The sequence below is a fragment of the Nocardia sp. NPDC059236 genome (assembly GCF_042754085.1).
GTDB lineage: Bacteria > Actinomycetota > Actinomycetes > Mycobacteriales > Mycobacteriaceae > Nocardia.
This window is the reverse complement of the sequence record NZ_JBHZAF010000028.1, coordinates 22698-45194: the sequence shown is the minus strand read 5'-3', so window position 1 is coordinate 45194 and position 22497 is coordinate 22698. Positions and strand designations below refer to the sequence as shown.

The following is a 22497-nucleotide window of genomic DNA, read 5'->3' as shown; positions in this document are numbered from 1 at the left end:
TGAATGCCGGTGCGACGGCCATCCGGTCAGGGAGTGGAAGAAGGAACAGCAGCTATGCCGATTGCTTCCGACTCGGACACCGATCCGGTGCCCGAGTATGCCGCCTGGCGCAAGGGTGTCGCCGGGGTGCTGGCGAAGGCCCGCAGGGTGGATGCGAGCGACTTGCCGGATGAGCCGGAGAAGCTGCTCGCGGTCACGACCTATGACGGCCTGACCGTCAACCCGCTCTACACGCGCCGCGACGAACTGCCCGAGCAGCCGCTGCCCGGGCAGTTCCCCTACGTGCGCGGTGGCGACGCCACCCGCGACGTGCACCGTGGCTGGTTCGTCAGCCAGCGTTTCGGCGGCCCCGATGCCGAGGCCGTGAACGAGGACATTCTCTTCGCGCTCGACAACGGCGTGAGCGCGGTGTGGCTGGGTGTCGCCGAGCGCGGCGTGCCGGTCGACGGGCTGGCCACCGCACTGCAGGGCTTCCTCTTCGAGCTGGCGCCGCTCACCCTCGACGCCGGGCCGGCCGCCAATGAGGCTGCGGCCGCACTGTTCTCGGTGCTCGACGGCTATGAGGCCCCGAACCGCAAGGACATTCGGGTCTCGCTGGGCGCCACCCCGCTGACGAGCCTGTTCGCCGGCTCCTCGGCCATCGACCTGGACGGCGCGGTCGCGCTGGCCCAGCAGGCGGTGGCCCGCACCGAGACGGTCCGCGCGATCACCGTGTGCGGCGTGGCCTTCCACAATTCCGGCGCCTCCGACGCCCAGGAACTGGGTGCGGCGGTGGCCGCGGGCCTGGAGTACCTGCGCTCGCTCACCGACGCCGGGGCCGACATCGCGGATGCGCTGGAGCAGCTGGAGTTCCGCTTCGCCGCCACCGACGACCAGTTCGAGACCATCGCCAAATTCCGTGCCGCCCGGCGACTCTGGGCGCGCGTCGCGCAGGTCTGCGGGGCTCCGGCCTTCGGTAACGCGCCGCAGCAGGCGATCACGTCCGCGGCCATGATGAGCCAGCGCGACCCGTGGGTGAACATGCTGCGCACCACCCTCGCCGCGTTCGGTGCGGGTGTCGGTGGCGCGGACATCGTCACCGTGCTGCCCTTCGACGACGCGCTGCCCGCGGGGGAGCTCGAGGTGTCCAAGGCGTTCTCGGAGCGCATGGCCCGCAACACCCAGCTGCTGCTGCTCGAGGAATCCCGCCTCGGCCACGTGCAGGACCCGGGCGCGGGCTCCTGGTACGTGGAGTCGCTGACCGACGAGCTCGCCGCCAAGGCGTGGGAGTTCATGCAGGAGATCGAGGCCGCCGGCGGCTACCTTGCCGCGCTGCAGGCGGGCCTGCTCGCCGAGCGCATCGCCGAGACCAAGGCGAAGCGCGATTCCGATGTGGCGCACCGCAAGACGGCCGTCACCGGCGTCAACGAGTTCCCGAACCTGGGCGAGAAGCCGCTGTCGGAGGCCGCGCGCGCCAAGACCTCGCCGGCCCGCTACGGCGCGGCCTTCGAGGCGCTGCGCAACCGCTCCGACGCCTACCTGGCCGCCAACGGCGTGCGCCCGCAGGTGCGCCTGGTTCCGCTGGGCCCGGTGTCGGAGAACAATGTTCGTGTCACCTTCACCACCAACCTGCTGGCCTCCGGCGGCATCGAGGCGGTCGCCGAGGCCGGCCCGTCGATCGCCGTGCTGTGCGGCTCCGACACCCGCTACGGCACCGACGCCGCCGCGGCCGTGGACGAATTGCGGGCTGCCGGTGTGACCACTGTGCTGCTGGCCGGACCCGAGAAGGCGGTCGCGGAGCTGACCGGCGCGCAGCGCCCGGATGGCTTCGTGGCGGCCCGGATGGATGCTGTGGCGGCTCTGACCGGCCTGCTCGAAAAGCTGGGAGCGTAGAGATGAGCGATATCAAACATCGCATCGGCAATTTCGCCGAAGTACCGCTGACCGAGGGCGACACCGCGCCCGCCGACGTCAGCGCCGCGCAGGTCGACGCCTTCGTCGCCGAGGCCGCGAGCGCCAATCACTATGCGCCCGAACAGCTCACCTGGTCGACCCCCGAGGGCATCGAGGTGCCGCCGGTGTTCACCAAGGCCGACCGGGACGCCATCGCCGCCGAGGGCTACCCGCTCGACAGCGTGCCGGGTGTGGCCCCGTTCGTGCGCGGCCCGTACCCGACCATGTACGTGAACCAGCCGTGGACGATCCGCCAGTACGCGGGCTTCTCCACCGCCGCGGACTCGAACGCCTTCTACCGCCGCAACCTGCAGGCGGGCCAGAAGGGCCTGTCGGTCGCCTTCGACCTGGCGACCCACCGTGGCTACGACTCCGACCACCCGCGCGTCACCGGTGACGTCGGCATGGCCGGTGTCGCCATCGACTCCATCCTGGACATGCGGGAACTGTTCGATCACATTCCGCTGGACCAGGTTTCGGTGTCGATGACCATGAACGGCGCGGTGCTGCCGATCCTGGCGCTCTACGTCGTCGCCGCCGAGGAGCAGGGCGTCAAGCCCGAGCAGCTGGCCGGAACCATTCAGAACGACATTCTGAAGGAGTTCATGGTCCGCAACACCTACATCTACCCGCCCAAGCCCTCGATGCGGATCATCTCCGACATCTTCGCCTACACCTCCGCGAAGATGCCGAAGTTCAACTCGATCTCCATCTCCGGCTACCACATCCAGGAGGCCGGAGCCACGGCCGACCTGGAGCTGGCCTACACCCTCGCCGACGGCGTGGAGTACATCAAGGCCGGTCTGGACGCGGGCATGGAGGTCGACAAGTTCGCGCCGCGACTGTCGTTCTTCTGGGCGATCGGCATGAACTTCTTCATGGAGGTCGCGAAACTCCGTGCGGGACGGCTCCTCTGGAGCGAGCTGGTCGCCAAGTTCGAGCCCAAGAACTCGAAGTCGCTGGCGCTGCGCACGCACTCGCAGACCTCGGGCTGGTCGCTGACCGCGCAGGACGTGTTCAACAACGTCGCGCGCACCTGCGTGGAGGCCATGGCCGCCACCCAGGGCCACACCCAGTCGCTGCACACCAACGCGCTGGACGAGGCCCTCGCGCTGCCGACGGACTTCTCCGCCCGCATCGCCCGCAACACCCAGCTGCTCATCCAGCAGGAGTCCAACACCACCCGTCCGGCCGACCCGTGGGGCGGCTCGTACTACGTGGAGTGGCTGACCCACCAGCTGGCCGAGCGCGCCCGCGCCCACATCGCCGAGATCGAGGCGCACGGCGGTATGGCGCAGGCGATTTCGGAGGGCATCCCGAAGCTGCGCATCGAAGAGGCCGCCGCCCGCACCCAGGCGCGCATCGACACCGGCCAGCAGCCGGTGATCGGCGTCAACAAATACCTGGTCGAGGAAGACACCCCGATCGAGGTGCTCAAGGTCGAGAACTCGCGCGTGCGTGCCGAGCAGAACGCCAAGCTGGAAAAGCTGCGGGCGGAACGCGATTCGGCCGAGGTCGAGATGGCGCTGGCCGAATTGACCCGTGCGGCGGCCTCGTCCGAGGGCGGCATGGACAACAACCTGCTCGCCCTGGCCATCAACGCCGCGCGCGCCAAGGCCACCGTGGGTGAGATCTCCGACGCGCTGGAGCAGGTGTACGGCCGCCACCAGGCCGAGATCCGCACGCTCTCCGGCGTTTACCGTGAGGAGGCCGGCAAGGTGACCAACATCAGCAAGGCCATCGAACTGGTCGAGGCGTTCGCCGAGGCGGAGGGCCGTCGCCCCCGCATCCTGGTCGCCAAGATGGGTCAGGACGGCCACGACCGCGGCCAGAAGGTGATCGCCACGGCCTTCGCCGACCTCGGCATGGACGTCGATGTGGGCCCGCTGTTCCAGACCCCCGAGGAGGTGGCGCAGCAGGCGGCCGACAACGACGTGCACGTCGTCGGTGTCTCGTCGCTGGCCGCAGGCCACCTCACGCTGGTGCCCGCCCTGCGGCAGGCACTGGCCGATGTCGGACGCCCCGACATCATGGTCACCGTCGGCGGCGTCATCCCGCCCGGTGACTACGACGAGCTGTACGCCGCGGGTGCCGCCGGCATCTTCGGCCCCGGCACCATCATCGCCGATGCCGCGATCGACCTGATCAAGAAGCTGGCCGCACAGCTGGGCCACGAGATCGGCACCGGCGCAACGGAATGAGCGACGCCGCACGCGGGACCGAGGGTGGCGGAATCCACCCTCGGCTCGGCACCACCGCCGGCGTCGGCCTGCCCGGCCCCGCCGGCGCAGAAACGCCCGGCCCCGGCGCCCAGCCCGCCACTCCGGTGGCGCGCCGAGTGATCGACGTCGACCAGCTGGCCGCGCAGGTCCGGGCAGGGGAGCGGGCCGGCCTGGCCCGCGCCATCACCCTGGTCGAATCGACCCGGACCGACCACCGGGACCTGGCCCAGCAGCTGCTGCTGCGGCTGACCCCCGAAGCGGGCAAGGTGGTGTCCAATCGCGTTGGCATCACCGGTGTTCCGGGTGTCGGCAAGTCGACGTTCATCGACGCGCTGGGCATGTACCTCATCGGCCAGGGCCACCGCGTGGCGGTGCTGGCCGTGGACCCGTCCTCGACGCGGACCGGCGGCTCGATCCTCGGCGACAAGACCCGCATGGCGCGACTGTCGGTGGAACGGGACGCCTTCATCCGCCCGTCTCCCACGGCCGGAACCCTCGGCGGCGTGGCGAAAGCGACCCGCGAGACCATCGTGCTGCTGGAGGCGGCAGGCTACGACGTCATCCTGGTGGAGACCGTCGGTGTCGGCCAGTCCGAGGTCACCGTCGCCAATATGGTCGATGTCTTCTGCTTCCTCACCCTGGCCCGCACCGGCGACCAGCTGCAAGGAATCAAGAAGGGCGTCCTCGAACTCGCCGACCTGGTGGCCGTGAACAAGGCCGACGGCCGCCACGAACTGGAGGCCAAGGCCGCCGCCCGGGAGCTGCAAGGAGCCATGCGGCTCATCCACCCGCGCGAATCCCTGTGGCGTCCACCGGTTCTCACCATGTCCGGCCTGAACGGCATCGGACTGGATTCGTTCTGGGACACAGTCCTCACCCACCGCCGCGTCCTCACCGAAGCAGGCGAGTTCGCCGAGAAGCGCCGCCGCCAGCAGGTCGACTGGACCTGGACCATGGTCCACGACAACCTGCTCCGCCGCCTCACCGAGAACCCGAACGTCAAGGCCCTGCGCACCCAGGTGGAAAAACAGGTCCGCGACGGCTCGCTCACCCCCGCCCTCGCCGCCGAAGAAATCCTCCGGGCCTTCGACGAACGGTCCTGAGCCCCATGGACATCCGGATCCGACCAGGTACCGAATCCGACGCGGAAGCGGTCGCCACGCTGCACACCGCCAGCTGGCGCACCGCCTACGCGAGCATCATGCCCGAGACCTATCTGACCGGTGCGCTGTCCGACGACCACAAGGCGCTCTGGCACAGCCGCCTGACCGGCGACCGATCCGAAGGCGACCTGTTCATTGCCGAATCCGGTTCGGAAATACTCGGATTCATCTACCTGGCACCCCGCGCAGACGGCCGCATTCTCATCGACAATCTGCACGTCACCCCGACCCTCAAACGAGGCGGCATCGGCTCCCGCCTCTTGCACCACGGATTCGAATGGGCCGCTGCCGAATACCCCGGCCGCCCCGTCTACCTCGAAGTCCTCCAGGCCAATACACCCGCCATCGCCTTCTACGAGCGCCACGGCGGCCACCCCGGCGAACCCCGGACCGCGCACTTCCCCCAGGGCTTTGATCTCCAGGAACTGGAAATTACCTGGTCACGCAGCTGATACGGGAATCGCGATCAGTCGATCGATGCGGCGCAGCCGGGCAGCCATCACACCGACGGTGAACACCGACAGACTTACGGTGACCAGGGCTCGACGATGACTGTGTCGGCGGCAGACCAAGCGAAAAGCCGAAGAACCAAACCTGAAGAGACAAGGGATTAAGGACAAAGGATGCAGTAATGATGGGGTGAACCCCGCGGCGGTCGTCCTGACTCGAAAAGATGCTGACCGTGGTGTCATGTCCAGAATCTGTCGGTCGATCCGGCCATATCGTCGAATTGAACTGCGGCAGAACAGTTTTCACTCCATGCCCCCCAACTAATTCTTTCTCTTCCTAAACTCCCAAAGCCCCCGCGAAAAGCGGCCAAGAATCATGTATGTCGTCCTGCCAATACGGCCACGCATGGGTCCCATTCCGATAAACCACCTGCGCCGGAATCCCCAGCGAACCCAACGCTCCGACAAGCGAATCCGTGCAGGCTCGCACTACCGTCTCCATGGCCCCACCCACGGCCAGCCGATCCGTCAGCGCGTTGACATCCCCACCGATGCTGGGATCGGTGAGCGAGTCATGAACTCCCAGAATGCCATTCCCCGCAGAAATGTAGAGCGCCACACCGCGCAGTCGGTCCGCGTTGAGAACCGGGTCGTGGGCGCTCCAGGCCGGATTGTCGTCGCCGCCCCACATATTGGCGGCATTCGCGCCGAACAGCTCGAGCGTGGATCGCACGTAGGTCCGCGCCGCCGCGTCCGCCGTGCGCGGGCAACCGCTGAAGGAACCCACCGCCTGATACATACCGGGTGCTTGGATAGCGAGGTTGAGTGCGGAGGTGGCCGACATCGATGCGCCCGCGACGGCATTGCGCCCCGTCATCGCGAATCGCGATTCCAGCAGCGGCGGTAATTCGTGAATAAGGAAAGTGGACCATTGGTTCCGGCCCAGTGTCGGATCATCGGCGACCCAGTCGGTGTAGAAGCTGGCACGGCCGCCGATCGGGGTGATGACATTGACCGGCTTGTCGGCGAAGAACTGGGCGACATCGGTGCGATTGGTCCACGGGCCGCCGGTCTCACCGCCGTCCACGGCATTCAGCAGGTACAGGGCGGGCGCGGGGCCGTTCGGGTGCGAAACCCACACCGGAATGGTCCGGTTCATGGCCGCCGAGTAGACGGTGACCTCGTACTGGCGGCCGCCCAGCGGGCGCACGTCGACGATGGAAGCCCCTTCGCTGGGGTCGGCCGCCGCGGTGACGGGCGCAAGGGCAGCAAATGTGGCGATCAGGGCAACGAGGTAGCGTGACAGCCGATGCATGACAGCGAGTATGTCGCTTTTGAGGCTATTTTCCAGGAATAATCGTGCGTGTTGGTCTTCGGAATGTCCTGCGGTGACGCGATTGCATCCTTCTAGAAACCGTTCGGTAGCAAACTTGTAGCATCACCCATCGGAACGGCCTGGAAGCGTGGCCGCCCAGCGCGTAAACCGTGCCGGGCCGACCCGCCGGTTGTCAGATCATGGCGCGCAGCGGACCCTCGGGCTCGATGCCCATGATGGTCAAGGCCGTCGAGTGGTACAGCGATCCGGGCGTGTGGATGGCGTGCTGCAGACCCACGTGCGCGTCCCGCCAGAACCGCTGCATGACGTTCTGCCGCCGCACCGCATTGCCGCCGGACCGGGCGAAGATCTCGTCGACCGCCGACACCGCCCGCCAGGCGCAGCGAACTTGATTGCGGCGCACCAGGGAACGATCCTCGAAGGTGATGGTCTTCCCGGCCTCGGCCTGGTCGTAGAGGCGGCTGATGCCGTCCAGCAGTTGAGTGCGTGAGGCCGCGATATCGGCCGCCGCCTCGGAGATGGCCGACAGCACGTACGGATCGTCCTTGATCTTGGTGCCCATGGCCGTGACCCGGTCGCGCTGATAGTCCAGGTGCGCCGCGAGTGCGCCCTCGGCGATGCCGATCACCGCCGAGGTGATGCCCAGCGGGAACATGGCCCAGAACGGCAGCTGGTAGACGGTCTCGGTGCGGCCCGCCCGCTCGGCCGCGATCTCACCTGCCGCGACGGCATCGAATTCGATGGTCCGATAGGCCGGAACGAACGCGCCGTCCACGATGACGTCCTTGCTGCCGGTGCCCTGCAGCCCGATGACATCCCACGAGTCGTCGACGATCGTGTAGTCCTTGCGCGGCAGCACCACGTGCAGCACGGTCGGCGGCATGACCGGATTACCGTCGGCGTCACCGAGCAGCGCGCCCAGGAAGATCCAGTCGCAGTGATCGGTGCCGGAGGAGAAGTTCCAGCGGCCGCGCAGGGTGTATCCGCCGTCGGCCGGCGTCGCCACGCCCTGGGCGGCATACGGCGAGGCGATCCAGGTGTCGGGGTTCTCACCCCACACCTCGTTCTGCAGCCGCCGGTCCATCAGCGCCATCTCCCACGGGTGCACGCCGCCGACGCCACATACCCAGCCGGTGGACCCGCAGTGCTGGGCCACGGCCATGACCGCCTCGGCGAAATCGCGCGGATGCGCCGCGTACCCGCCGAAATCGGCGGGCTGCAGCAGCCGCATCACCCCGGCCTGACGGATCAGCTTCACGCTCTCGTCGGAGAGCTTGCCCCGCCGCTCGGTCTCCTCGGCGGTCGCCGCCAACTGGCCCGACAGCTCCGCGACCCGGTTCACTACCTCGTGCGTCATCGCCACTCCCCACTGGTTCGGTGTGCCCCTATTAGAACGCGTTCTAGCGGCGATGTCCGGGAATCCGCTTGCCCGCGAGCGAAATTCCCGATGATCGGAACCCGCCCTGCGCCGGGGTCCGGGCGATGTTATCGCCGGGTGTGACGCAGCCGACGGTCAGATAAATTGTGCACAATCTAATTGCTGGCTACCGTATTGGACATGACCGATGAGCTGGCGCTGGAAAACCAGCTGTGCTTCGCGCTCTACTCGGCGTCCCGGGCCATGACCGCCATGTACCGGCCCCAGCTGGACGCCCTGGGCATCACCTATCCCCAATATCTGGTGCTGCTCGCGCTCTGGCAGCGCGACGACCGCACCGTCGGCGATCTGTGCTCGGCCCTGGAACTGGATTCGGGCACGCTGTCGCCACTGCTCAAGCGGCTCGAGGCGGCGGGCTTCGTGGCACGCCGCCGCTCGACCGCCGACGAACGCCGCGTGGAGATCACCCTGACCGATCGCGGACGGGAACTGCGTTCGGCCGCATGCCGGATCCCGGCGCGCTCGGCCGAGATCGCCGGCCTGCCCGGCGAGGAACTGATCCAACTGCGGGAAACCCTGCACCGACTCACCGAAGCTCTCACCGCCCACACCCGATCGAAGGAGACCCCCTGATGAACGTGCTCTACACCGCCGAAGCCCTCGCCACCGGAGACGGCCGCAACGGCCAGGTCCGCACCGCCGACGGCAAGATCGACGCCACGCTCTCGATTCCGAAGGAGATGGGCGGCAACGGCCTCGGCACCAACCCGGAGCAGCTCTTCGCCGCCGGGTACGCCGCCTGCTTCCACTCGGCGCTGCGCACCGTGGCGCGGTCGCTGAAGGCGAACGTGGACGACTCGGCCGTGGGCGCGAAGGTTGGCATCGGCCCCAATGACGCCGGCGGATTCGGCCTGGTCGTTACCCTCGAGGTGTCGCTGCCACACCTGCCCCTGGACGAGGCGCAGGCGCTGGCGGACAAGGCTCACCAGGTGTGCCCGTATTCCAATGCCACTCGCGGCAATATCGAGGTCGACGTCATCGTGGTCGAAGACTGAGGAGGATGAGCATGCGTGCGGTAATCATCGAACAGTTCGGCGAGCCCGAGCAGGTCCTGACCACGGCCGAGCGGCCGGTGCCAGAGCCCGGGCCGGGTGAGGTGCGGATCGCGACCACGCTGGCCCCGATCCACAATCACGACCTGGCCATCATCCGGGGCGCCTACGGCTACCGGCCCGAGCTGCCCGCCATCCCGGGCACCGAGGCCGTGGGCCGCATCGACGCCCTGGGCCCGGGGGTCACCGGCCTGGAAATCGGTCAGCGCGTGACGGTTTCGGGTGTGCAGGGCGCCTGGGCGGAGTATTTCGTGGCCAAGGCGGGCGGGATCGTCCCGGTGCCGGATACGGTGTCCGACGCGACCGCGAGTCAGCTGCTGGCCATGCCGCTGAGCGCACTCATGCTGCTCGAGGATCTCGATGTCGAGCCCGGCCAGTGGATCGCGATCAATGCCGCCAATGGCGCGGTGGGACGACTGGTGAACCAGCTCGCGCGCGCCCGCGGCGTCCACGTCCTGAACCTGGTGCGCAGCGCGGCGGCCGCGAAGTCGTTGCGGGAGCTGGGCTTCGAACCGGTGCTCGAGACCGGGTCGGGGGACTGGCACCAGCAGGTCGCGGAGGTCACCGGCGGCGAACCCATCGCCCGTGCGGTGGACCAGGTCGGTGGGCCGGCCGCCGATGACCTGCTGTCGGTGCTCGGCCCGCGTGGTGAGCTCATCACCTTCGGCGCGCTGTCGGGCCAGCCGCTGGTGCTCAACCCCGGCCCGATCATCTTCAAACAGGCTGTGGTGAAGGGCTTCTGGGGTTCCAAGCGCGCCGAGGAGATCGGCGGTGACGAACGCCGCCGCCTCATCACCGAGCTGGTGACCCTGGCCGCCCGCGGCGAACTGGACCTGGCCATCGAGGCCACCTACCCGCTCGCGGAGGCCGCCGAGGCCGCGGCCGCCAGCGAACGCCCGGGCCGCAATGCCAAGATCGCGCTCAGCGCCGCGGCGCTACCCGGCCAGTAGGACCGCGATCAGCGTGATCGCGCCGGGCAGCGCCTGCCCGACGAAGATCCGGCGGCTCGCGGTGGCCCCACCATAGAGTCCGGCCACCACGACGCAGGCCGCGAAGAAGATCTTCGCGGCCTGCCCGACCGGATCGGCGGCAATCAGACCCCAGATCAGCCCCGCCGCCAGAAAACCGTTGTAGAGACCCTGATTCGCGGCGAACACCTTGGACTCCTCGGCGAACTCGGCCGTGACGCCGAAGCCCGCGCGCACCCGCGGAGTGGTCCAGAGGAACATCTCCATGATCAGGATGTAGACGTGCAGCGCGGCGAGCAATCCGACCAGGATGTCCGCGACCAATCGCATGACCGACCCGCCTTCCGTGAGGTTTCAGCCGACACCGACCACCGCGTCTCATCGTGTCAGACCCACGCGCCGGAAGGCCCTGAGCCCATCGTCGAAACCCGGAGTGTCGCGCCCCGGTGAGCTATCCGATGCCGAAGAGGTCCGCCGCATTGCGGTAACAGACCGCTCGCAGCCAGTCGTCACCGAGACCGAGCCGCTCGAGCGCGAACAGCGCGTGGCCGTACGAATAGGGAATGTTCGGGAAGTCGCTGCCGAACAGGATGCGATCCCCGAAGTCCCGCAGGCGCGGCAGCTCGGCGGCGGGGAAGGGGTCACCGGCCTCGAAGAAGTCGGTGAAGTTCATGGTGGTGTCGAACAGAACTCCGGGGTTGTCCGCGGCGATGTCGAGGAACTCGCTGTACTCGGGCACCCCCATGTGCGCGATGATCAGACGGAGTCGCGGGAACCGCCGGAGCAGTTGGGCGATCGGCTCGGGACCGGTGAATCGCCCGGCGGCAGGCCCGGATCCACAGTGGGTGACCACCGGGATGCCCGCCTCCTGGACCAGTCCCCACACCTCGTCCAGCAGTGGATCCGCCGGGTGATAGTTCCCGACCTGGATGTGCAGCTTGAAGATTCGCGTCCCCGACCCGATCGCGGCACGCACATACTCGGCCGCGCCCGGCTCCGGGTAGAAGGTCGACGTGTGCAGGCAGTCCGGGGTGCGGTCGGCGAAATCGGCGGACCAGTCGTTGAGCCAGGCCGCCATCTCCGGCTTGTGCGGGTAGACCATCGAGGTGAAGGCACGAACGCCGAAGCTGCGCAGGGTCTTCAGCCGCACCTGCTCCTCGGCGCGGTAGGTGATCGGCCACGCGCGGTGGCCGAGCAGTGGCCCGGCCGAATCGAAGTAGCCCCACACCTTGCGCAGCACCTGCTCGGGCATGAAATGCGTGTGGACATCGATGATCCCGGGCAGCCCCAGCCGCGTATGGAAATCGGTGACGTAGTCGAGGTCCTGCTCGTCGGTCACCGGCTCGAATCTCCTTCCGCGAACGCGGTTCGCGCGTAATCCCCGACCCGGTCGACGAGCCGTTCGAAGAACAGCTCCGGATCGGTCCCGATCACGATGTCGGCGTTGGGTTCCCGTCCCCACATGCCCGCCCAGTCGGCGACCGTGGTGGCGCGGGTGATGGTTCCGGTCAGCTCCACGTCCACGGTCGCCGGTTTGGTGACGGCCAGGCTCGGGTCCAGTGCCACGGCCGCCGCGAACGGGTCGTGCATGTGCGCCAGATACCCCTGGTCGTAGTGCTTGTGGAAGTCGAAGTAGAAGCGGATCGCATCGGTGAGGTACCGCACCAGCGGATTGCTGGCCGCCGACCGCGCCTCGGGCGGATCGTTCTCGCTGACGTGCTCCACCGGTGTGCTCCCGGCCCGTTCGGCCAGCAGCGCCAGGTGTTTGGGCTTCATCTCGATGGTCTCGGTGATGTCGAGCGCGCACACGATGGGCCGGCGGTCGGCGGGCGCGGCGGAGAAGGCGTCGAACACCTCCTTGGCCGCTTCCGGATCCACGTGCACGTTCCACTCGTTGGTCGGGGTGGTGTTGCCGGGATGGTTGAACGCGCCGCCCATGATCACCAGGCGCCGGAGCAGCTGCGGCAGTTGGGGTTCCATCCGCAGCGCCAGGGCGAGATTGGTGAGCGGCCCGGTGCACAGCCCGACGATCTCGCCCGGATGCTCGCGCACCAGGTCCACCCACAGCTGGGCCGCGGATCGGCCGGACAGGGTCCGGCTGGTCGGCGGCAGCTCGGCGTAGCCGACGCCCTGGGGCCCGTGGGTGTCCTCGGTGGTGCGTAGCGGTACGGCCAGGGGTGTCAGCGCGCCCTGGGCGACCTCGAGCTCCGGGGCCCGCACCAGCTCGAGCAGCGCGAGATTGTTGGCGGCCACCTGCGGCGCGGGCACATTGCCCGCGGTGGAGGCGATTCCGACGATCTCGGCCTCGGGGGAGGCGAGGAGGTAGAGCAGGCCCAGGGAGTCATCGATGCCGGTGTCGTTGTCCATGAGGATCTTCTGCCGCACGCGTTCGAGGGTAGCCGTATCGATGCCGGGGCCCTGCGGGGAGGATGCGCCGGTCTCGCCAGCTTGTGAAACACCCGTCTAGAACGTTTGTCTAAGACGCTGGTAGGATGGTCCCATGGGAAATCGAGAAGACCTCCTGGCGGGCGCCCGCAAGGCCGTCCTGGAACGCGGCCTGGCCAAGGTGACCGCCCGGGACATCGCCACCGCCGCCGGGGTGAGCCTGGCCGCCATCGGCTATCACTTCGGTTCCAAGGATCAGCTGGTCACCGAGGCCATCACAATGGGCGTCGGCACCCAGATCGGCGACGATATGGAGGCCGCCATCCGGGACGCGGGGGAGGGTCGCACGCTGTGGGAGTCGCTGGCCGCGATCTGGAACGGCTTCGTCGATGTGGTGCAGCGCAATCGCGACGGCCTGTTGCTGAGCACCGAGAACGGCATCCAGATCGCGCGCGATCCCGCGCAGCAGGTCTACATGGCCGAGGCCAGCGCGGTCGCGCATCGGGATATTGCCGCAACCGTCCACTCGGCGTACCCGGATCTGACCGACGAGCAGGCCGCAGCGGTCGGGCAGCTGCTGTTCCTGCTGTTCCAGGGCCTCGCCATTCAAAAGATGATCGCGCCGGGTGCCGTACTGCTGGACGGTGATTCGCTGGTGACCGCCATCGAAGCCATCCGGGGCAGATGAACTCACCGTCCGGCCGGCCGGGTGAACTCAGCCCGGCGGCACGTGCCGCAGCCGGGTCATGGCGATGACGGCCAGCAGCAGCGCCGCGCCCGCCGCGATGGCGGCGGTCAGGTGCATGCCGGTCAGGAAGGCGTGCTTGGCCGCCTCGGCCATGGCGCTGCCCACCTTCCCCGGCATGTTCCGGGCGACTTCGAGTGCCGCGCCCAGGGTGTCGCGCGCGGCGCGGGCGTCGGGCTCCTGCACCCCGTAGGGCAGGGTGGTGTTGAGCTGGTTGCGGTAGATGGCGATGCTGATGCTGCCGAGAATGGAGATTCCCAGCGCGCCACCGAATTCGGCCCCGGTCTCCGAGAGCCCGGAGGCCGCGCCCGCCTGCTCCGGAGGCGCGGTGCCCACGATGAGCTCGGTGGTGATGCCGAAAACCGGTGCCAGCCCGAAGGACACCAGCAGCGATGCCGCGATGGTGAGCTCCACGCCGCCGGTCGCGGTGATCCGGGTGAGCAGCAGCAGTCCGCACGCCGCCATGGTCATGCCCCCGCCGATCATGTAGGCGGGCCGCATCACCTTCATGATGCGCGGGCCCAGCTGCGAGCCGATCATGAAGCCCAGGCCCGCCGGGATGGTGGCGAGACCCGCCCGCAGCGGCGACATGCCCAGCACCAGTTGGAAATACTGTCCGACGAACAGGGCGTACCCGAAGGCCACGAAGATCGCGACCATATTGATGGTGAGCGCGGTGCGGAAGCTGCCCAGCCGGAACAGCCGCAGATCCAGCATGGGTTCGCTGGTATTGAGCTGCCGCCGGACGAAGAGCGCGCCGACCGCGAGACCGGCCACCAGCGCCGAGACCGCGGCCGCGCCGGGACCGTCCTGGGCGGCCTTCTTCATGCCGAAGACCACCAAGAGCACTGCCGTCGTGCACAATCCGGCACTGACCAGATCCAGACGGCCGGCGTCGGGATCGCGGAACTCGGGGAGCACGCGCGGCGCGAGAACGATCAGCAACACCATGACGGGCACCGCGAGCAGGAACACCGAGCCCCACCAGAAGTGCTCGAGCATGATGCCGCCCGCCAGCGGCCCGATGGAGCCGCCCACCGAGTAGGACCCCACCCACACCCCGACCGCGATGGAGCGCTGGCCCGGATCGCGAAACATGGTGAATATCAACGAGAGTGTGGACGGCGCCAGGGTGGCCCCGGCGACGCCGAGCAGGGCCCGGCAGCCGATCAGCACCGGCGCCGAGGGCGCGAAGGCCGCGATCACCGAGATCACGGCGAAGGCGGCCGCCCCGACCATCAGTAGTCGCCGTCTGCCGATGCGATCGCCGATGGTGCCCATGGTGAGCAGCAACCCGGCGACCAAGAATCCGTAAACGTCGATGATCCAGAGCAATTGGGAGCTCGTGGGGCGGAGTATCTCGCTGATCTGGGGGACCGCCAGGTGCAGGACGGTGAGGTCCATCGAGTACACCAGGCAGGCCAGCGCCAGCACCGCCAATCCGGCCCATTCCCGTCTCCCCACCGAGATGGCGCCGGCGTCGCTGGCGGCGGTGAGCAAGGGAGTAGGTGTGTCCACGATGACGTCCTCCATCTGCATGTCGACATACGGGTCGACAATTTTGATGTCGGTTTCAGGGTCTCAAATATTAACGCCGGACGTGGGATAAGTCCGGTGTGTTGAAAGCGCTGTATTGCAAGTCAATTCGCCTAATTCGCTGATGCACTTGCGGGTGTGCGTGCAGCGCGTTGTATACATTCGCGCGCACTACGAACCGTCCGGTCGGGCTTTCCACTCGGGAGCACTCGAACCGTGGGCCGGAGCGGGCCACGGATGGTCCGGATACTCGGTCAGCGCGGGTCCGGCGGTGGTCACCGCGTCGTGGGTGCGTGCGTACCGGGCATCCGGCGCCGCGGCGGGTTCGTGGGCGGGCGTCCGGCCCGGCGCGGTGATCAGCCAGGATGCCGTACGGGCCAGGGCGACCCGGACATCGCGGCCGAGGCCGTCGCCACTGCGCGCGCACAGCGCGTCGAGCACGCCCGCGGCGAGCAGGTACCCGCTGGCGTGATCGAGCGCCTGGGCCGGCAGGGCGCCCACGGATGATTCGCTACGCGAATTATTCTGTGTGCCTTCGATGAGCGAAATTCCCGATGCAGCCTGCACGATGCTGTCGAAACCGCGTCGATCACCCCATGGGCCGAGTTCACCCCAGGCCGAAACTCGGCCGTGCACAATTCCCGGGCGAATTTCCCCGGATCGTACTCCGAGGCGTTCCAAGCTGCCTGGTCGGTAACCCGAGATGATTATGTCTGCATTGCTGATCAATTCGCGAAAAACAGGAAGCCCGGTACGCAAATCGACTACAGTCGAGCGCTTCCCCTGACAAGTGTCCAGGTACTGCCAGCCGATCTCCGGCAACCCGGGCGGGTCGATCCGCAGCACATCGGCTCCGAGCAGGGCCAATGCCCGCGTCGCCACCGGTCCGGCGATCACCCGGGTGAGATCGAGAACCCGGATCCCGCGCAGCGGGAGCAGTTGTGTTGCGGCAGTGGGGCACTCGAATCCGCCCCGATCGCCGCGCTCGGCCACGGCGACGAGCGGGCCGGAGGCGGCGGCCTTGCCCTGCGGGCTGTCGGCCCACTCCCGCTCGGGGCGGACCCGCACCGCGATCGCACCGTGCTCGCCGGCCCGCTGTTCGATGTCCGCCGCCGTCAGTGTCGCTGCGCGCCGGGCGAAGTCCTCGCGACCGGCCGTGCCGGGCAACTCCACGGCGGCCAGCAACCGGGCGCGATGATGCGGATAGTTGGCGTGCGTACGCACCCATGCGTCCGCAGCCCTGAAGAATCCCGACAACTCTGCGAAGATGTCCGGCGGTTCGCCGTGGAGCCGGAACAGGCGCTCACTCGAGAAGGCCGCGGCGACCCGGGCCGGGTCGACCGTACCGCCGAGCGGCGTCACGCCGCAGGCGGCCCGCCAGCGATCCGCCGCCGCGGCGAAGGCCGCCACCGCACCGCCCGCCAGCGCCCAGACCGGCAGCGTCGCAGCCAGATTCGCACCCGGATCGACTGCGGGCAGCGGTGCGCCCGGGACGCCGATTCCGGCCTCGTACTCACGGACCAGCGCATCGTAGGTAGCCACGATCCGACTGTATCGCCGGCACCGGGTCCGACCACGGTGGCACATCTCACGGCATACTCGATCGGATGACAGCCCAACGACTCACCGGAACCGCCTGGCTGCGCGAACTGAAATCCGCTCCCGGCCCCGCAACCGTGCTGGTCTGCTTCCCGCCCGGCGGCGGATCGGTCACCGTCTACCGAGCGCTGGCCCAGCGCGTCGGCTCGGGTACTGCGGTGTTCGGCGTGCAGTATCCCGGCCGCCAGGACCGCCTCGGCGACGCGCCGGTGCCCGAGCTCACCGAACTGGCCGACCGGGCCGCCGCCGACCTGCTGGCCTGGCCGCGGGACGTGCACCTGGCCATCTTCGGGCACAGCATGGGCGCGACCGTCGCCTACGAGGCCGCCCGCCGGGTCGAGGCGGGCGGGCGCGAGCTGACCCACCTGTTCGTCTCCGGCCGTCCCGCACCGGCTTTCGCCGAGACCGGAAGCCTGCACGCCGGACCCGACGAGGGCCTCATCGCGGATCTCGAACGGCTGTCGAACGATCCGGCGTCGGTGCGGATCCTGCGCGACGAGCCCGGTCTGGCCGAGCTGGTGCTGCCGGCCGTGCGCAGCGACTACCGCGCGGTGGAGACCTACCGGCACGAGCCCGGTGCGCCGCTGCGCGCGCCGATCACCGCGCTGGTCAGCTCCGCCGATCCGACCACCTCGGCCGCGCAGGCGGGGGGTTGGCGCGACTACACCACCGCCGGATTCGACCTCGCCACGTTCCCGGGTGGCCACTTCTATCTGGATCTGCCCGAAAACCTGCCCGCGATAGGCGATTTGATCACCCGCGCGCTGGCCGCGGCGGTTCCGGGGCGCTCGAGTTGAGCACTCCGTCTTCGTGCGGGTAGCTTCCTCCGTTGCGTCTTCGTAGCAGGAGGGGGTTCTCAATGCCCAGAACACAATTCGTCGCCGCTCCGCCCGAGGGCAGTGATCTGAAGCAGATCAGCGGGCCCGCGACGCACTGGATCGCCCAGCTGCAGCGGCAGCGGCGCGACCCCACCGGGGCCGCCTTCGAGGACGAGGCGGCCTACGGCCCGCTCTATGTCCTGAACATGTTCGGCGACAAGTGGATCATCGCCGGTGGCCCCGAGGCGGCACAGCGCATCCTGATGAACAAGGACCGGGTGTTCGCCAACGGTCCGGCGTGGGCGCCGCTGCAGGGACCGTTCTTCGACCGGGGTCTGGTCCGGCTGGATTTCGACGAGCACCGCAGCCACCGCTCGATCATGCAGCAGGCCTTCGGTCGCGGCGCCCTCACGTCGTATCTGAAGGATATGCACGAGATCGCCGACCGCCACCTGAGCAAGCTGCCGGAAGGCAGTGTGGCCGACGGCAATCCGGTGCTCGTGCACCAGCACCTGCAGCGGCTCACCCTGGACATCGTGCTGGAGGTCTTCATGGGCGCGCGCCTGCCGCGCGACGAGGCCGAGCACATCTGCGGCGCCACCATGGACATCCTGCAGGCCGGCGGCGCGATGGTGCGCGTCGCCATTCCCGGCAACCGCTGGTGGCGGGGCATGCGCGCGCGCAAGACCATGGCGGCCTTCCTCTCCGACCGCATTGTCGCCGCCCGCGAAAACCCGGGCACCGACCTGCTCTCCATGCTGTGTCAGGCCGCGGGCGACGACGGCGATCGGTTCACCGACCAGGACATCGTGAACCACATGATCTTCCTGCTGGCCGCCGCCCACGACACCACCACGACCACGCTGTCCGGGGTCGTCTACAACATGGCCAAATACCCGGAATGGCAGAAGCGCGCGCGAGCGCGCTCGCTGGAGATGCCCTTCGAACTCGGTTACGACGAGCTCGCCGAGCTGACCGAACTCGACTGGATCATCAAGGAAACCACCCGGCTGTGCACCCCGGTGCAGATCTTCCCGCGCGCGGTGCAGGAGGACACCGAGGTGTGCGGCTATTTCGTGCCGAAGGGATCCTTCGTCGTCGTCCCGATCAGCGTCAACCACCGCCGCCCCGATATGTGGTCGCACCCCGAGGAATTCGATCCCGAGCGTTTCTCCGACGAACGCGCCGAGCACAAGCGGCACCGGGTGGCGTGGGCCCCGTTCGGGGCGGGCGCGCACAAGTGCCTCGGACAGCACTTCGCGGGCCTCGAGATCAAGACGATCGTGCATCAGCTGCTGCACACCTTCGAATGGGAGGTGCCGCAGGACTACGTCATGCCCCTCGACATGAGTGCGACGCCGCTGCCGAAGGACGATCTGCCCGTGACGCTGCGGCGTCGCTGAACGCCTGCCTGGGCCGAGAAACAGTCTCGGCCCAGGTGTTCCAGCCTTCTCAGCCCAGGTACTCCGACTCGAGTACCCGGTCCTTGAGCAGCGACTGGTACTCGATATGGGTGTCGTGCTCGACGGTGCGCCAGGCCTTGCCCTCGGCCTCACGCATGTACTGCAGGTAGTCCGGAGCGCCCGGGACGCGCATATTGTCGGCGACGACAATGCTGCCCGGGTGCAGCCAGCCCGCCGCGAGAATGTGCTTCAGGTCGGCCAGGTAGGCTGACTTGTCGTGGTCCACGAAGACGAAATCTAGTGCGCCCTCGGTGATTCCGTGCTCCTCGGTGAGCCGCCGGATGGTCTCGCCGCCGTCGCCGATGGTGCCGACCACCACGGTCACCCGCTCCGCCAGCCCGGCGTGGGCGATGATGGCGCGGGCCACCTCCGCATTGGCCGCGCTGAACTCCACGGAGACGAGGCGCGCGCCCTCCGGCATGGTGCGGGCGGTGCGGACCGCGCTGTAGCCGACATAGGTGCCCAGTTCGAGCAGCAGCTTCGGATTCGCTTTGCGCACAGCGGCATCCAGCAGCAGGCCCTTCTCGTCCCCGACATTCACCAGGTTGCTGCGGGTGCGGGCGAACTTGTCGATGGCCGCCAGCACACTCTCCGGATCGCCCTGCTCGGCGTTCGCGAGGACGTGGTCGCGCACGGCGGCCTCACGGCCATCGCCGAATTGACCGGTGCGCGTGAAGTTTCCGAGTCCGCGCACGGTACTGACGGCCGTGCGCACCGGATACACCACACGCTCGCGCAAGATCGACCCGATCGATGTGCCACCCATTGATTCCCCTTCGTTCGCTCTGACGGCCAGCGCGATTATGCCGGGCCCGAAGCGGTTTCGCCTCCGGGGGCAGGGAAGTCGGGAATCAGGATGGTGCGCAGGATACGACGCTTCCGGCCCGGCGCGGGGGCATTGGCCAGGCGCGGGGCCAGCACGCGGCCCAGATCGCGGGCGAAGTCGGCGAATTCGGCATCGTCGAGCCACAGACCAGCCATGCGGTAGCCGACTCCGTCTCGCAGGTAATCGATATCGCCGCCGTCGACGTACCGGTCGAAGTCGGCCATGAGCCCGGCGACGAAGCCCATGAAGGCGCGGCGGTGGTCCTCGGGACTCATGGCGTCGAGCTGGTCGGGGGTGATCTGGGCGGCGCTCAGGCGTAGCCGGTAGGTGCGCTCGACGGTGCCGCGCACGCGGCGCTCGGTGACGATATCGAGGACGCCGGCGGAGACCAGCTTGGCGACATGCCGGTAGAGGCTGCCGGGCGGAACATGGCCGAGTTCGGCATTGAGCTCGCTCGTGGTCAGTGTCCGGTCGCCGAGGAATGCCTGCACGATCCGCAGCCGAACCGGGTGCAGCAGAAGTTCGACGGATTCCACGGGCTGAACACTAGCACCATTGCTATCGGTATTGATAATGTTCGCATATCTGGTAGCAATCGCGCGCTCGCGCTGAGGAGAGGAATCGCGGTGTCCAACATTCCGGTAGCCGCACTGGTGCCCCTGATCGTGGTGGGGCTCGGCTTCGTCGGTTTCTGCTGGTACGACCTGTCCCGCGCACGGGTGAAGTACCTGCCGAAATGGGCGTGGGCGATCATCTGCCTGATCAGCATTCCGCTCGGCGGGATCATCTACCTGATCGTCGGCCGGGACGGTGACCCGGTCCGTGGCTGAGCCCCACCTCGAGGTCACCGATGTGTCGGTGCGCTTCGGCGACTTCCTCGCCCTGGACACCGTGAGCTGGACCGTGGACGGTCCCGGGGTGGTAGGGCTGATCGGACTCAACGGCGCGGGCAAGACCACCCTGATCCGCACCGTGCTGGGCCTGCAACCGGTGACCGGCGGTGCCGTGCGGGTGCCGATCGGGCTGGACGCCCTCGGATACTGCCCGGACACACCGGGTTTCGAGCCCTGGCTGTCCGCCCGGGAGATCCTCGAACAGTCCATGGCCATCGGACCGGCCCGCGGCGCCGGTACGTGGTCCGCCGACGCCGCGCTCGCGGCGGTCGACCTGGAACGGCACGCCCACCGGCGCGCCGGAGGGTTCTCCCGGGGCATGTTGCAGCGCTTGGGAATTGCCGCGGCACTGGTCCGCGAGCCCGAGGTGCTCATTCTCGACGAACCCACCAGCGCACTGGATCCCGAAGGCCGCGCCGCCGTGCTGGGGCTGATCCGGGACCTGGGCAGTCGGATGACGGTCGTGTTCTCCAGCCACCTGCTCGCCGATGTCGAGGATCTCGCCGACCGGCTGCTGGTCCTGCATCGCGGGCGGGCCGTCTTCGCCGGGGAGGCAGGGGAATTCCTGGATGAGCACACCGCCGCGCCGATCCTGCGGATCGCCATGACCGACGGCCGGATCATCGAGGCCGAGCAGCCACAGTGGGGCCCGGCGCTGGCGGACGCGTCCGCGAACAGCGGCCGGCTCGACGACATCCGAATCACCCGTCCGACCTTGACCGATGCGTTCTTCGCTGCCATCGGGGAGAAACCATGAACCGCACCGTATTCCGGGTCGAGTGGTACCGGTGGCTGCGCACGCGGCGGCTGGTCGCCCTGGTCGCCGCATTCGTCCTGTTCGGATTCGTCTCGCTGCTCGGGGCGAAGTACCTGCCGGATCTGATCGGACACTCCTCGGAAATCCAGCTGCTGCGCGTGCCCGACTGGCGAGACGGGTTGCAGCAGTATGTGAAGAACACCGGCCTGCTGGTCGCGGCGGTGGCGATGATCCTGGCGGCGCAGGCATGCGCCCTGCGCAGTACCGATCCGATCGGGATCTACTACTTCAGCCGCGAGGTCTCGCCGGTGCGGCTCTATCTGCCCCGGATCCTGGTCGCGGCGGCGGTGATCGCCGTAGCTGCCTCGATCGGGGCCGCGGTCGGGCTGTACGAGTGCTGGGCGCTGTTCGGATCCTACCCGCTGGGTCCGGCGGCGGGTTCGCTTGCGGTGCAAGCCCTCGCGGTGGTGTCGTTCGCGGTGTTCGCCGCGGCCCTGGCGGCGCGGTTCGGCTCGGCGGGCATCGCCGCCGGGGTCACCGCCGTGGTCTACGTGGGATGCCTGCTGGTGTCGGCCGTGCCATCGGTGCAACCCTACCTACCCACCACCGCCCTGCAACCGGCCATCGAGGCCGCGAGCTGGTCCCCGGCCGGCGCGGCGAAATCGCTACTGGCCCTGCTCATCGCGACGGCACTCGCCCTGACGGCCGCCCTGACCACACCGATTCGCGCGATCAGGACCGCTGCGTAGCGGCCCGGCGCCGCGACAGCAGATACAGCCCCACCCACGACACGACGACACAGATCACCACGAGCACCCGCACCTCCTCCAGGGCGCTGCGCGGATAGAGCACGCCGGTGATGTAGTAGTCGATGACCTTGTTCCAGTCGATCGAGCCTGGTCGGGCGTGATTTTA

At 68.3% G+C, this 22497-nt stretch carries 23 protein-coding genes; 13 read left to right on the top strand and 10 right to left on the bottom strand.

What is annotated here, in order from left to right:
* Positions 1 to 54 precede the first annotated feature (54 nt).
* The 4 genes from ACFXIV_RS42545 (at position 55) to ACFXIV_RS42530 (ending at position 5769) form a co-directional block, all read left to right on the top strand.
* Positions 55 to 1872 (top strand): methylmalonyl-CoA mutase family protein, encoded by a 1818-nt coding sequence (locus ACFXIV_RS42545; RefSeq protein ID WP_379402643.1) that lies wholly within the window; start codon positions 55 to 57, stop codon positions 1870 to 1872.
* A gap of 2 nt (positions 1873 to 1874) precedes the next feature.
* Positions 1875 to 4133 carry a methylmalonyl-CoA mutase gene (gene scpA / locus ACFXIV_RS42540; protein ID WP_379402642.1) on the top strand — a complete coding sequence of 753 codons (2259 nt, stop codon included), beginning with the start codon at positions 1875 to 1877 and terminating at the stop codon, positions 4131 to 4133.
* 125 nt (positions 4134 to 4258) lie between these two features.
* Complete coding sequence (gene meaB, locus ACFXIV_RS42535; RefSeq protein WP_379402684.1) at positions 4259 to 5257, top strand: methylmalonyl Co-A mutase-associated GTPase MeaB; 999 nt, start codon at positions 4259 to 4261, stop codon at positions 5255 to 5257.
* Positions 5258 to 5262: 5 nt separating this feature from the next.
* On the top strand, positions 5263 to 5769 hold the full coding sequence (locus ACFXIV_RS42530; protein WP_379402641.1) for a GNAT family N-acetyltransferase: 507 nt from the start codon (positions 5263 to 5265) through the stop codon (positions 5767 to 5769).
* Positions 5770 to 6103: 334 nt separating this feature from the next.
* On the opposite strand, the gene ACFXIV_RS42525 is transcribed toward ACFXIV_RS42530, so the two are convergent.
* Positions 6104 to 7081, bottom strand: a complete 978-nt coding sequence (locus ACFXIV_RS42525; RefSeq protein WP_379402640.1) for an alpha/beta hydrolase — start codon at positions 7079 to 7081, stop codon at positions 6104 to 6106.
* A 193-nt stretch (positions 7082 to 7274) separates the two neighbouring features.
* Entirely contained in the window at positions 7275 to 8459 is a 1185-nt protein-coding gene (locus tag ACFXIV_RS42520; RefSeq protein WP_379402639.1) for an acyl-CoA dehydrogenase family protein, read from the bottom strand.
* Positions 8460 to 8660: 201 nt separating this feature from the next.
* Between ACFXIV_RS42520 and ACFXIV_RS42515 the strand changes: the two genes are divergently transcribed.
* From ACFXIV_RS42515 to ACFXIV_RS42505, 3 genes are read left to right on the top strand one after another with little or no spacing between them, the layout of a single operon-like run.
* On the top strand, positions 8661 to 9113 hold the full coding sequence (locus ACFXIV_RS42515) for a MarR family winged helix-turn-helix transcriptional regulator (RefSeq protein WP_379402638.1): 453 nt from the start codon (positions 8661 to 8663) through the stop codon (positions 9111 to 9113).
* Positions 9113 to 9535, top strand: coding sequence for an organic hydroperoxide resistance protein (locus ACFXIV_RS42510; protein ID WP_379402637.1), 423 nt, complete (start codon positions 9113 to 9115; stop codon positions 9533 to 9535). Before ACFXIV_RS42515 ends, ACFXIV_RS42510 begins: the two co-directional genes overlap by 1 nt.
* 11 nt (positions 9536 to 9546) lie before the next feature.
* Entirely contained in the window at positions 9547 to 10542 is a 996-nt protein-coding gene (locus ACFXIV_RS42505; RefSeq protein ID WP_379402636.1) for a zinc-binding dehydrogenase, read from the top strand.
* Here ACFXIV_RS42505 and ACFXIV_RS42500 read toward each other — a convergent pair.
* The 3 genes from ACFXIV_RS42500 to ACFXIV_RS42490 form a co-directional block, all read right to left on the bottom strand.
* Positions 10528 to 10890 carry a DUF1304 domain-containing protein gene (locus tag ACFXIV_RS42500; protein ID WP_354849236.1) on the bottom strand — a complete coding sequence of 121 codons (363 nt, stop codon included), beginning with the start codon at positions 10888 to 10890 and terminating at the stop codon, positions 10528 to 10530. The two genes, ACFXIV_RS42505 and ACFXIV_RS42500, sit on opposite strands and share 15 nt — an antisense overlap.
* A gap of 121 nt (positions 10891 to 11011) precedes the next feature.
* Positions 11012 to 11899, bottom strand: a complete 888-nt coding sequence (locus ACFXIV_RS42495; RefSeq protein ID WP_379402635.1) for an amidohydrolase family protein — start codon at positions 11897 to 11899, stop codon at positions 11012 to 11014.
* Positions 11896 to 12927, bottom strand: coding sequence for a nucleoside hydrolase (locus tag ACFXIV_RS42490; RefSeq protein WP_379402683.1), 1032 nt, complete (start codon positions 12925 to 12927; stop codon positions 11896 to 11898). The genes ACFXIV_RS42495 and ACFXIV_RS42490 overlap by 4 nt, the downstream gene beginning before the upstream one ends.
* A 133-nt stretch (positions 12928 to 13060) precedes the next feature.
* On the opposite strand from ACFXIV_RS42490, the gene ACFXIV_RS42485 reads away from it, so the two are divergent.
* The gene (locus ACFXIV_RS42485; RefSeq protein WP_379402634.1) at positions 13061 to 13633 is read left to right on the top strand and encodes a TetR/AcrR family transcriptional regulator; all 573 of its coding nucleotides are present in this window, start codon (positions 13061 to 13063) and stop codon (positions 13631 to 13633) included.
* Positions 13634 to 13660: 27 nt separating this feature from the next.
* Here ACFXIV_RS42485 and ACFXIV_RS42480 read toward each other — a convergent pair whose 3' ends face one another.
* Together ACFXIV_RS42480 and ACFXIV_RS42475 are read right to left on the bottom strand one after the other, a co-directional pair.
* A complete protein-coding gene (locus ACFXIV_RS42480; RefSeq protein ID WP_379402633.1) occupies positions 13661 to 15229 on the bottom strand; it encodes an MFS transporter in 1569 nt (522 codons plus the stop codon).
* A gap of 168 nt (positions 15230 to 15397) precedes the next feature.
* Entirely contained in the window at positions 15398 to 16768 is a 1371-nt protein-coding gene (locus ACFXIV_RS42475; RefSeq protein ID WP_379402632.1) for a CoA transferase, read from the bottom strand.
* Between the two features lie 65 nt (positions 16769 to 16833).
* On the opposite strand from ACFXIV_RS42475, the gene ACFXIV_RS42470 reads away from it, so the two are divergent.
* Both ACFXIV_RS42470 and ACFXIV_RS42465 read left to right on the top strand, forming a co-directional pair.
* Positions 16834 to 17622 (top strand): thioesterase II family protein, encoded by a 789-nt coding sequence (locus ACFXIV_RS42470; RefSeq protein ID WP_379402631.1) that lies wholly within the window; start codon positions 16834 to 16836, stop codon positions 17620 to 17622.
* Positions 17623 to 17684: 62 nt separating this feature from the next.
* The gene (locus ACFXIV_RS42465) at positions 17685 to 19046 is read left to right on the top strand and encodes a cytochrome P450 (RefSeq protein WP_379402630.1); all 1362 of its coding nucleotides are present in this window, start codon (positions 17685 to 17687) and stop codon (positions 19044 to 19046) included.
* A 49-nt stretch (positions 19047 to 19095) separates the two neighbouring features.
* On the opposite strand, the gene ACFXIV_RS42460 is transcribed toward ACFXIV_RS42465, so the two are convergent.
* A complete protein-coding gene (locus ACFXIV_RS42460) occupies positions 19096 to 19872 on the bottom strand; it encodes an O-methyltransferase (protein ID WP_379402629.1) in 777 nt (258 codons plus the stop codon).
* Between the two features lie 35 nt (positions 19873 to 19907).
* Complete coding sequence (locus ACFXIV_RS42455; RefSeq protein ID WP_379402628.1) at positions 19908 to 20468, bottom strand: helix-turn-helix domain-containing protein; 561 nt, start codon at positions 20466 to 20468, stop codon at positions 19908 to 19910.
* A gap of 90 nt (positions 20469 to 20558) precedes the next feature.
* On the opposite strand from ACFXIV_RS42455, the gene ACFXIV_RS42450 reads away from it, so the two are divergent.
* From ACFXIV_RS42450 to ACFXIV_RS42440, 3 genes are read left to right on the top strand one after another with little or no spacing between them, the layout of a single operon-like run.
* Positions 20559 to 20762 (top strand): PLDc N-terminal domain-containing protein, encoded by a 204-nt coding sequence (locus ACFXIV_RS42450; protein ID WP_379402627.1) that lies wholly within the window; start codon positions 20559 to 20561, stop codon positions 20760 to 20762.
* On the top strand, positions 20755 to 21582 hold the full coding sequence (locus tag ACFXIV_RS42445; protein WP_379402626.1) for an ABC transporter ATP-binding protein: 828 nt from the start codon (positions 20755 to 20757) through the stop codon (positions 21580 to 21582). The genes ACFXIV_RS42450 and ACFXIV_RS42445 overlap by 8 nt, the downstream gene beginning before the upstream one ends.
* On the top strand, positions 21579 to 22331 hold the full coding sequence (locus ACFXIV_RS42440) for a hypothetical protein (protein ID WP_379402625.1): 753 nt from the start codon (positions 21579 to 21581) through the stop codon (positions 22329 to 22331). Before ACFXIV_RS42445 ends, ACFXIV_RS42440 begins: the two co-directional genes overlap by 4 nt.
* On the opposite strand, the gene ACFXIV_RS42435 is transcribed toward ACFXIV_RS42440, so the two are convergent.
* A complete protein-coding gene (locus ACFXIV_RS42435) occupies positions 22315 to 22455 on the bottom strand; it encodes a hypothetical protein (RefSeq protein WP_379402682.1) in 141 nt (46 codons plus the stop codon). The two genes, ACFXIV_RS42440 and ACFXIV_RS42435, sit on opposite strands and share 17 nt — an antisense overlap.
* Between the last annotated feature and the right edge of the window lie 42 nt (positions 22456 to 22497).

What these genes read in the sequence shown, in the direction of transcription:
- ACFXIV_RS42525 (WP_379402640.1), bottom strand. Translation starts at nt 7,081, where the DNA reads ATGCATCGGCTGTCACGCTACCTCGTTGCCCTGATCGCCACATTTGCT.
- ACFXIV_RS42480 (WP_379402633.1), bottom strand. Translation starts at nt 15,229, where the DNA reads ATGCAGATGGAGGACGTCATCGTGGACACACCTACTCCCTTGCTCACC.
- ACFXIV_RS42515 (WP_379402638.1), top strand. Translation starts at nt 8,661, where the DNA reads ATGACCGATGAGCTGGCGCTGGAAAACCAGCTGTGCTTCGCGCTCTAC.
- ACFXIV_RS42470 (WP_379402631.1), top strand. Translation starts at nt 16,834, where the DNA reads ATGACAGCCCAACGACTCACCGGAACCGCCTGGCTGCGCGAACTGAAA.
- ACFXIV_RS42520 (WP_379402639.1), bottom strand. Translation starts at nt 8,459, where the DNA reads ATGACGCACGAGGTAGTGAACCGGGTCGCGGAGCTGTCGGGCCAGTTG.
- ACFXIV_RS42465 (WP_379402630.1), top strand. Translation starts at nt 17,685, where the DNA reads ATGCCCAGAACACAATTCGTCGCCGCTCCGCCCGAGGGCAGTGATCTG.
- ACFXIV_RS42510 (WP_379402637.1), top strand. Translation starts at nt 9,113, where the DNA reads ATGAACGTGCTCTACACCGCCGAAGCCCTCGCCACCGGAGACGGCCGC.
- ACFXIV_RS42440 (WP_379402625.1), top strand. Translation starts at nt 21,579, where the DNA reads ATGAACCGCACCGTATTCCGGGTCGAGTGGTACCGGTGGCTGCGCACG.
- ACFXIV_RS42490 (WP_379402683.1), bottom strand. Translation starts at nt 12,927, where the DNA reads ATGGACAACGACACCGGCATCGATGACTCCCTGGGCCTGCTCTACCTC.
- ACFXIV_RS42530 (WP_379402641.1), top strand. Translation starts at nt 5,263, where the DNA reads ATGGACATCCGGATCCGACCAGGTACCGAATCCGACGCGGAAGCGGTC.
- ACFXIV_RS42485 (WP_379402634.1), top strand. Translation starts at nt 13,061, where the DNA reads ATGGGAAATCGAGAAGACCTCCTGGCGGGCGCCCGCAAGGCCGTCCTG.
- ACFXIV_RS42460 (WP_379402629.1), bottom strand. Translation starts at nt 19,872, where the DNA reads ATGGGTGGCACATCGATCGGGTCGATCTTGCGCGAGCGTGTGGTGTAT.
- ACFXIV_RS42500 (WP_354849236.1), bottom strand. Translation starts at nt 10,890, where the DNA reads ATGCGATTGGTCGCGGACATCCTGGTCGGATTGCTCGCCGCGCTGCAC.
- ACFXIV_RS42545 (WP_379402643.1), top strand. Translation starts at nt 55, where the DNA reads ATGCCGATTGCTTCCGACTCGGACACCGATCCGGTGCCCGAGTATGCC.
- ACFXIV_RS42505 (WP_379402636.1), top strand. Translation starts at nt 9,547, where the DNA reads ATGCGTGCGGTAATCATCGAACAGTTCGGCGAGCCCGAGCAGGTCCTG.
- scpA (WP_379402642.1), top strand. Translation starts at nt 1,875, where the DNA reads ATGAGCGATATCAAACATCGCATCGGCAATTTCGCCGAAGTACCGCTG.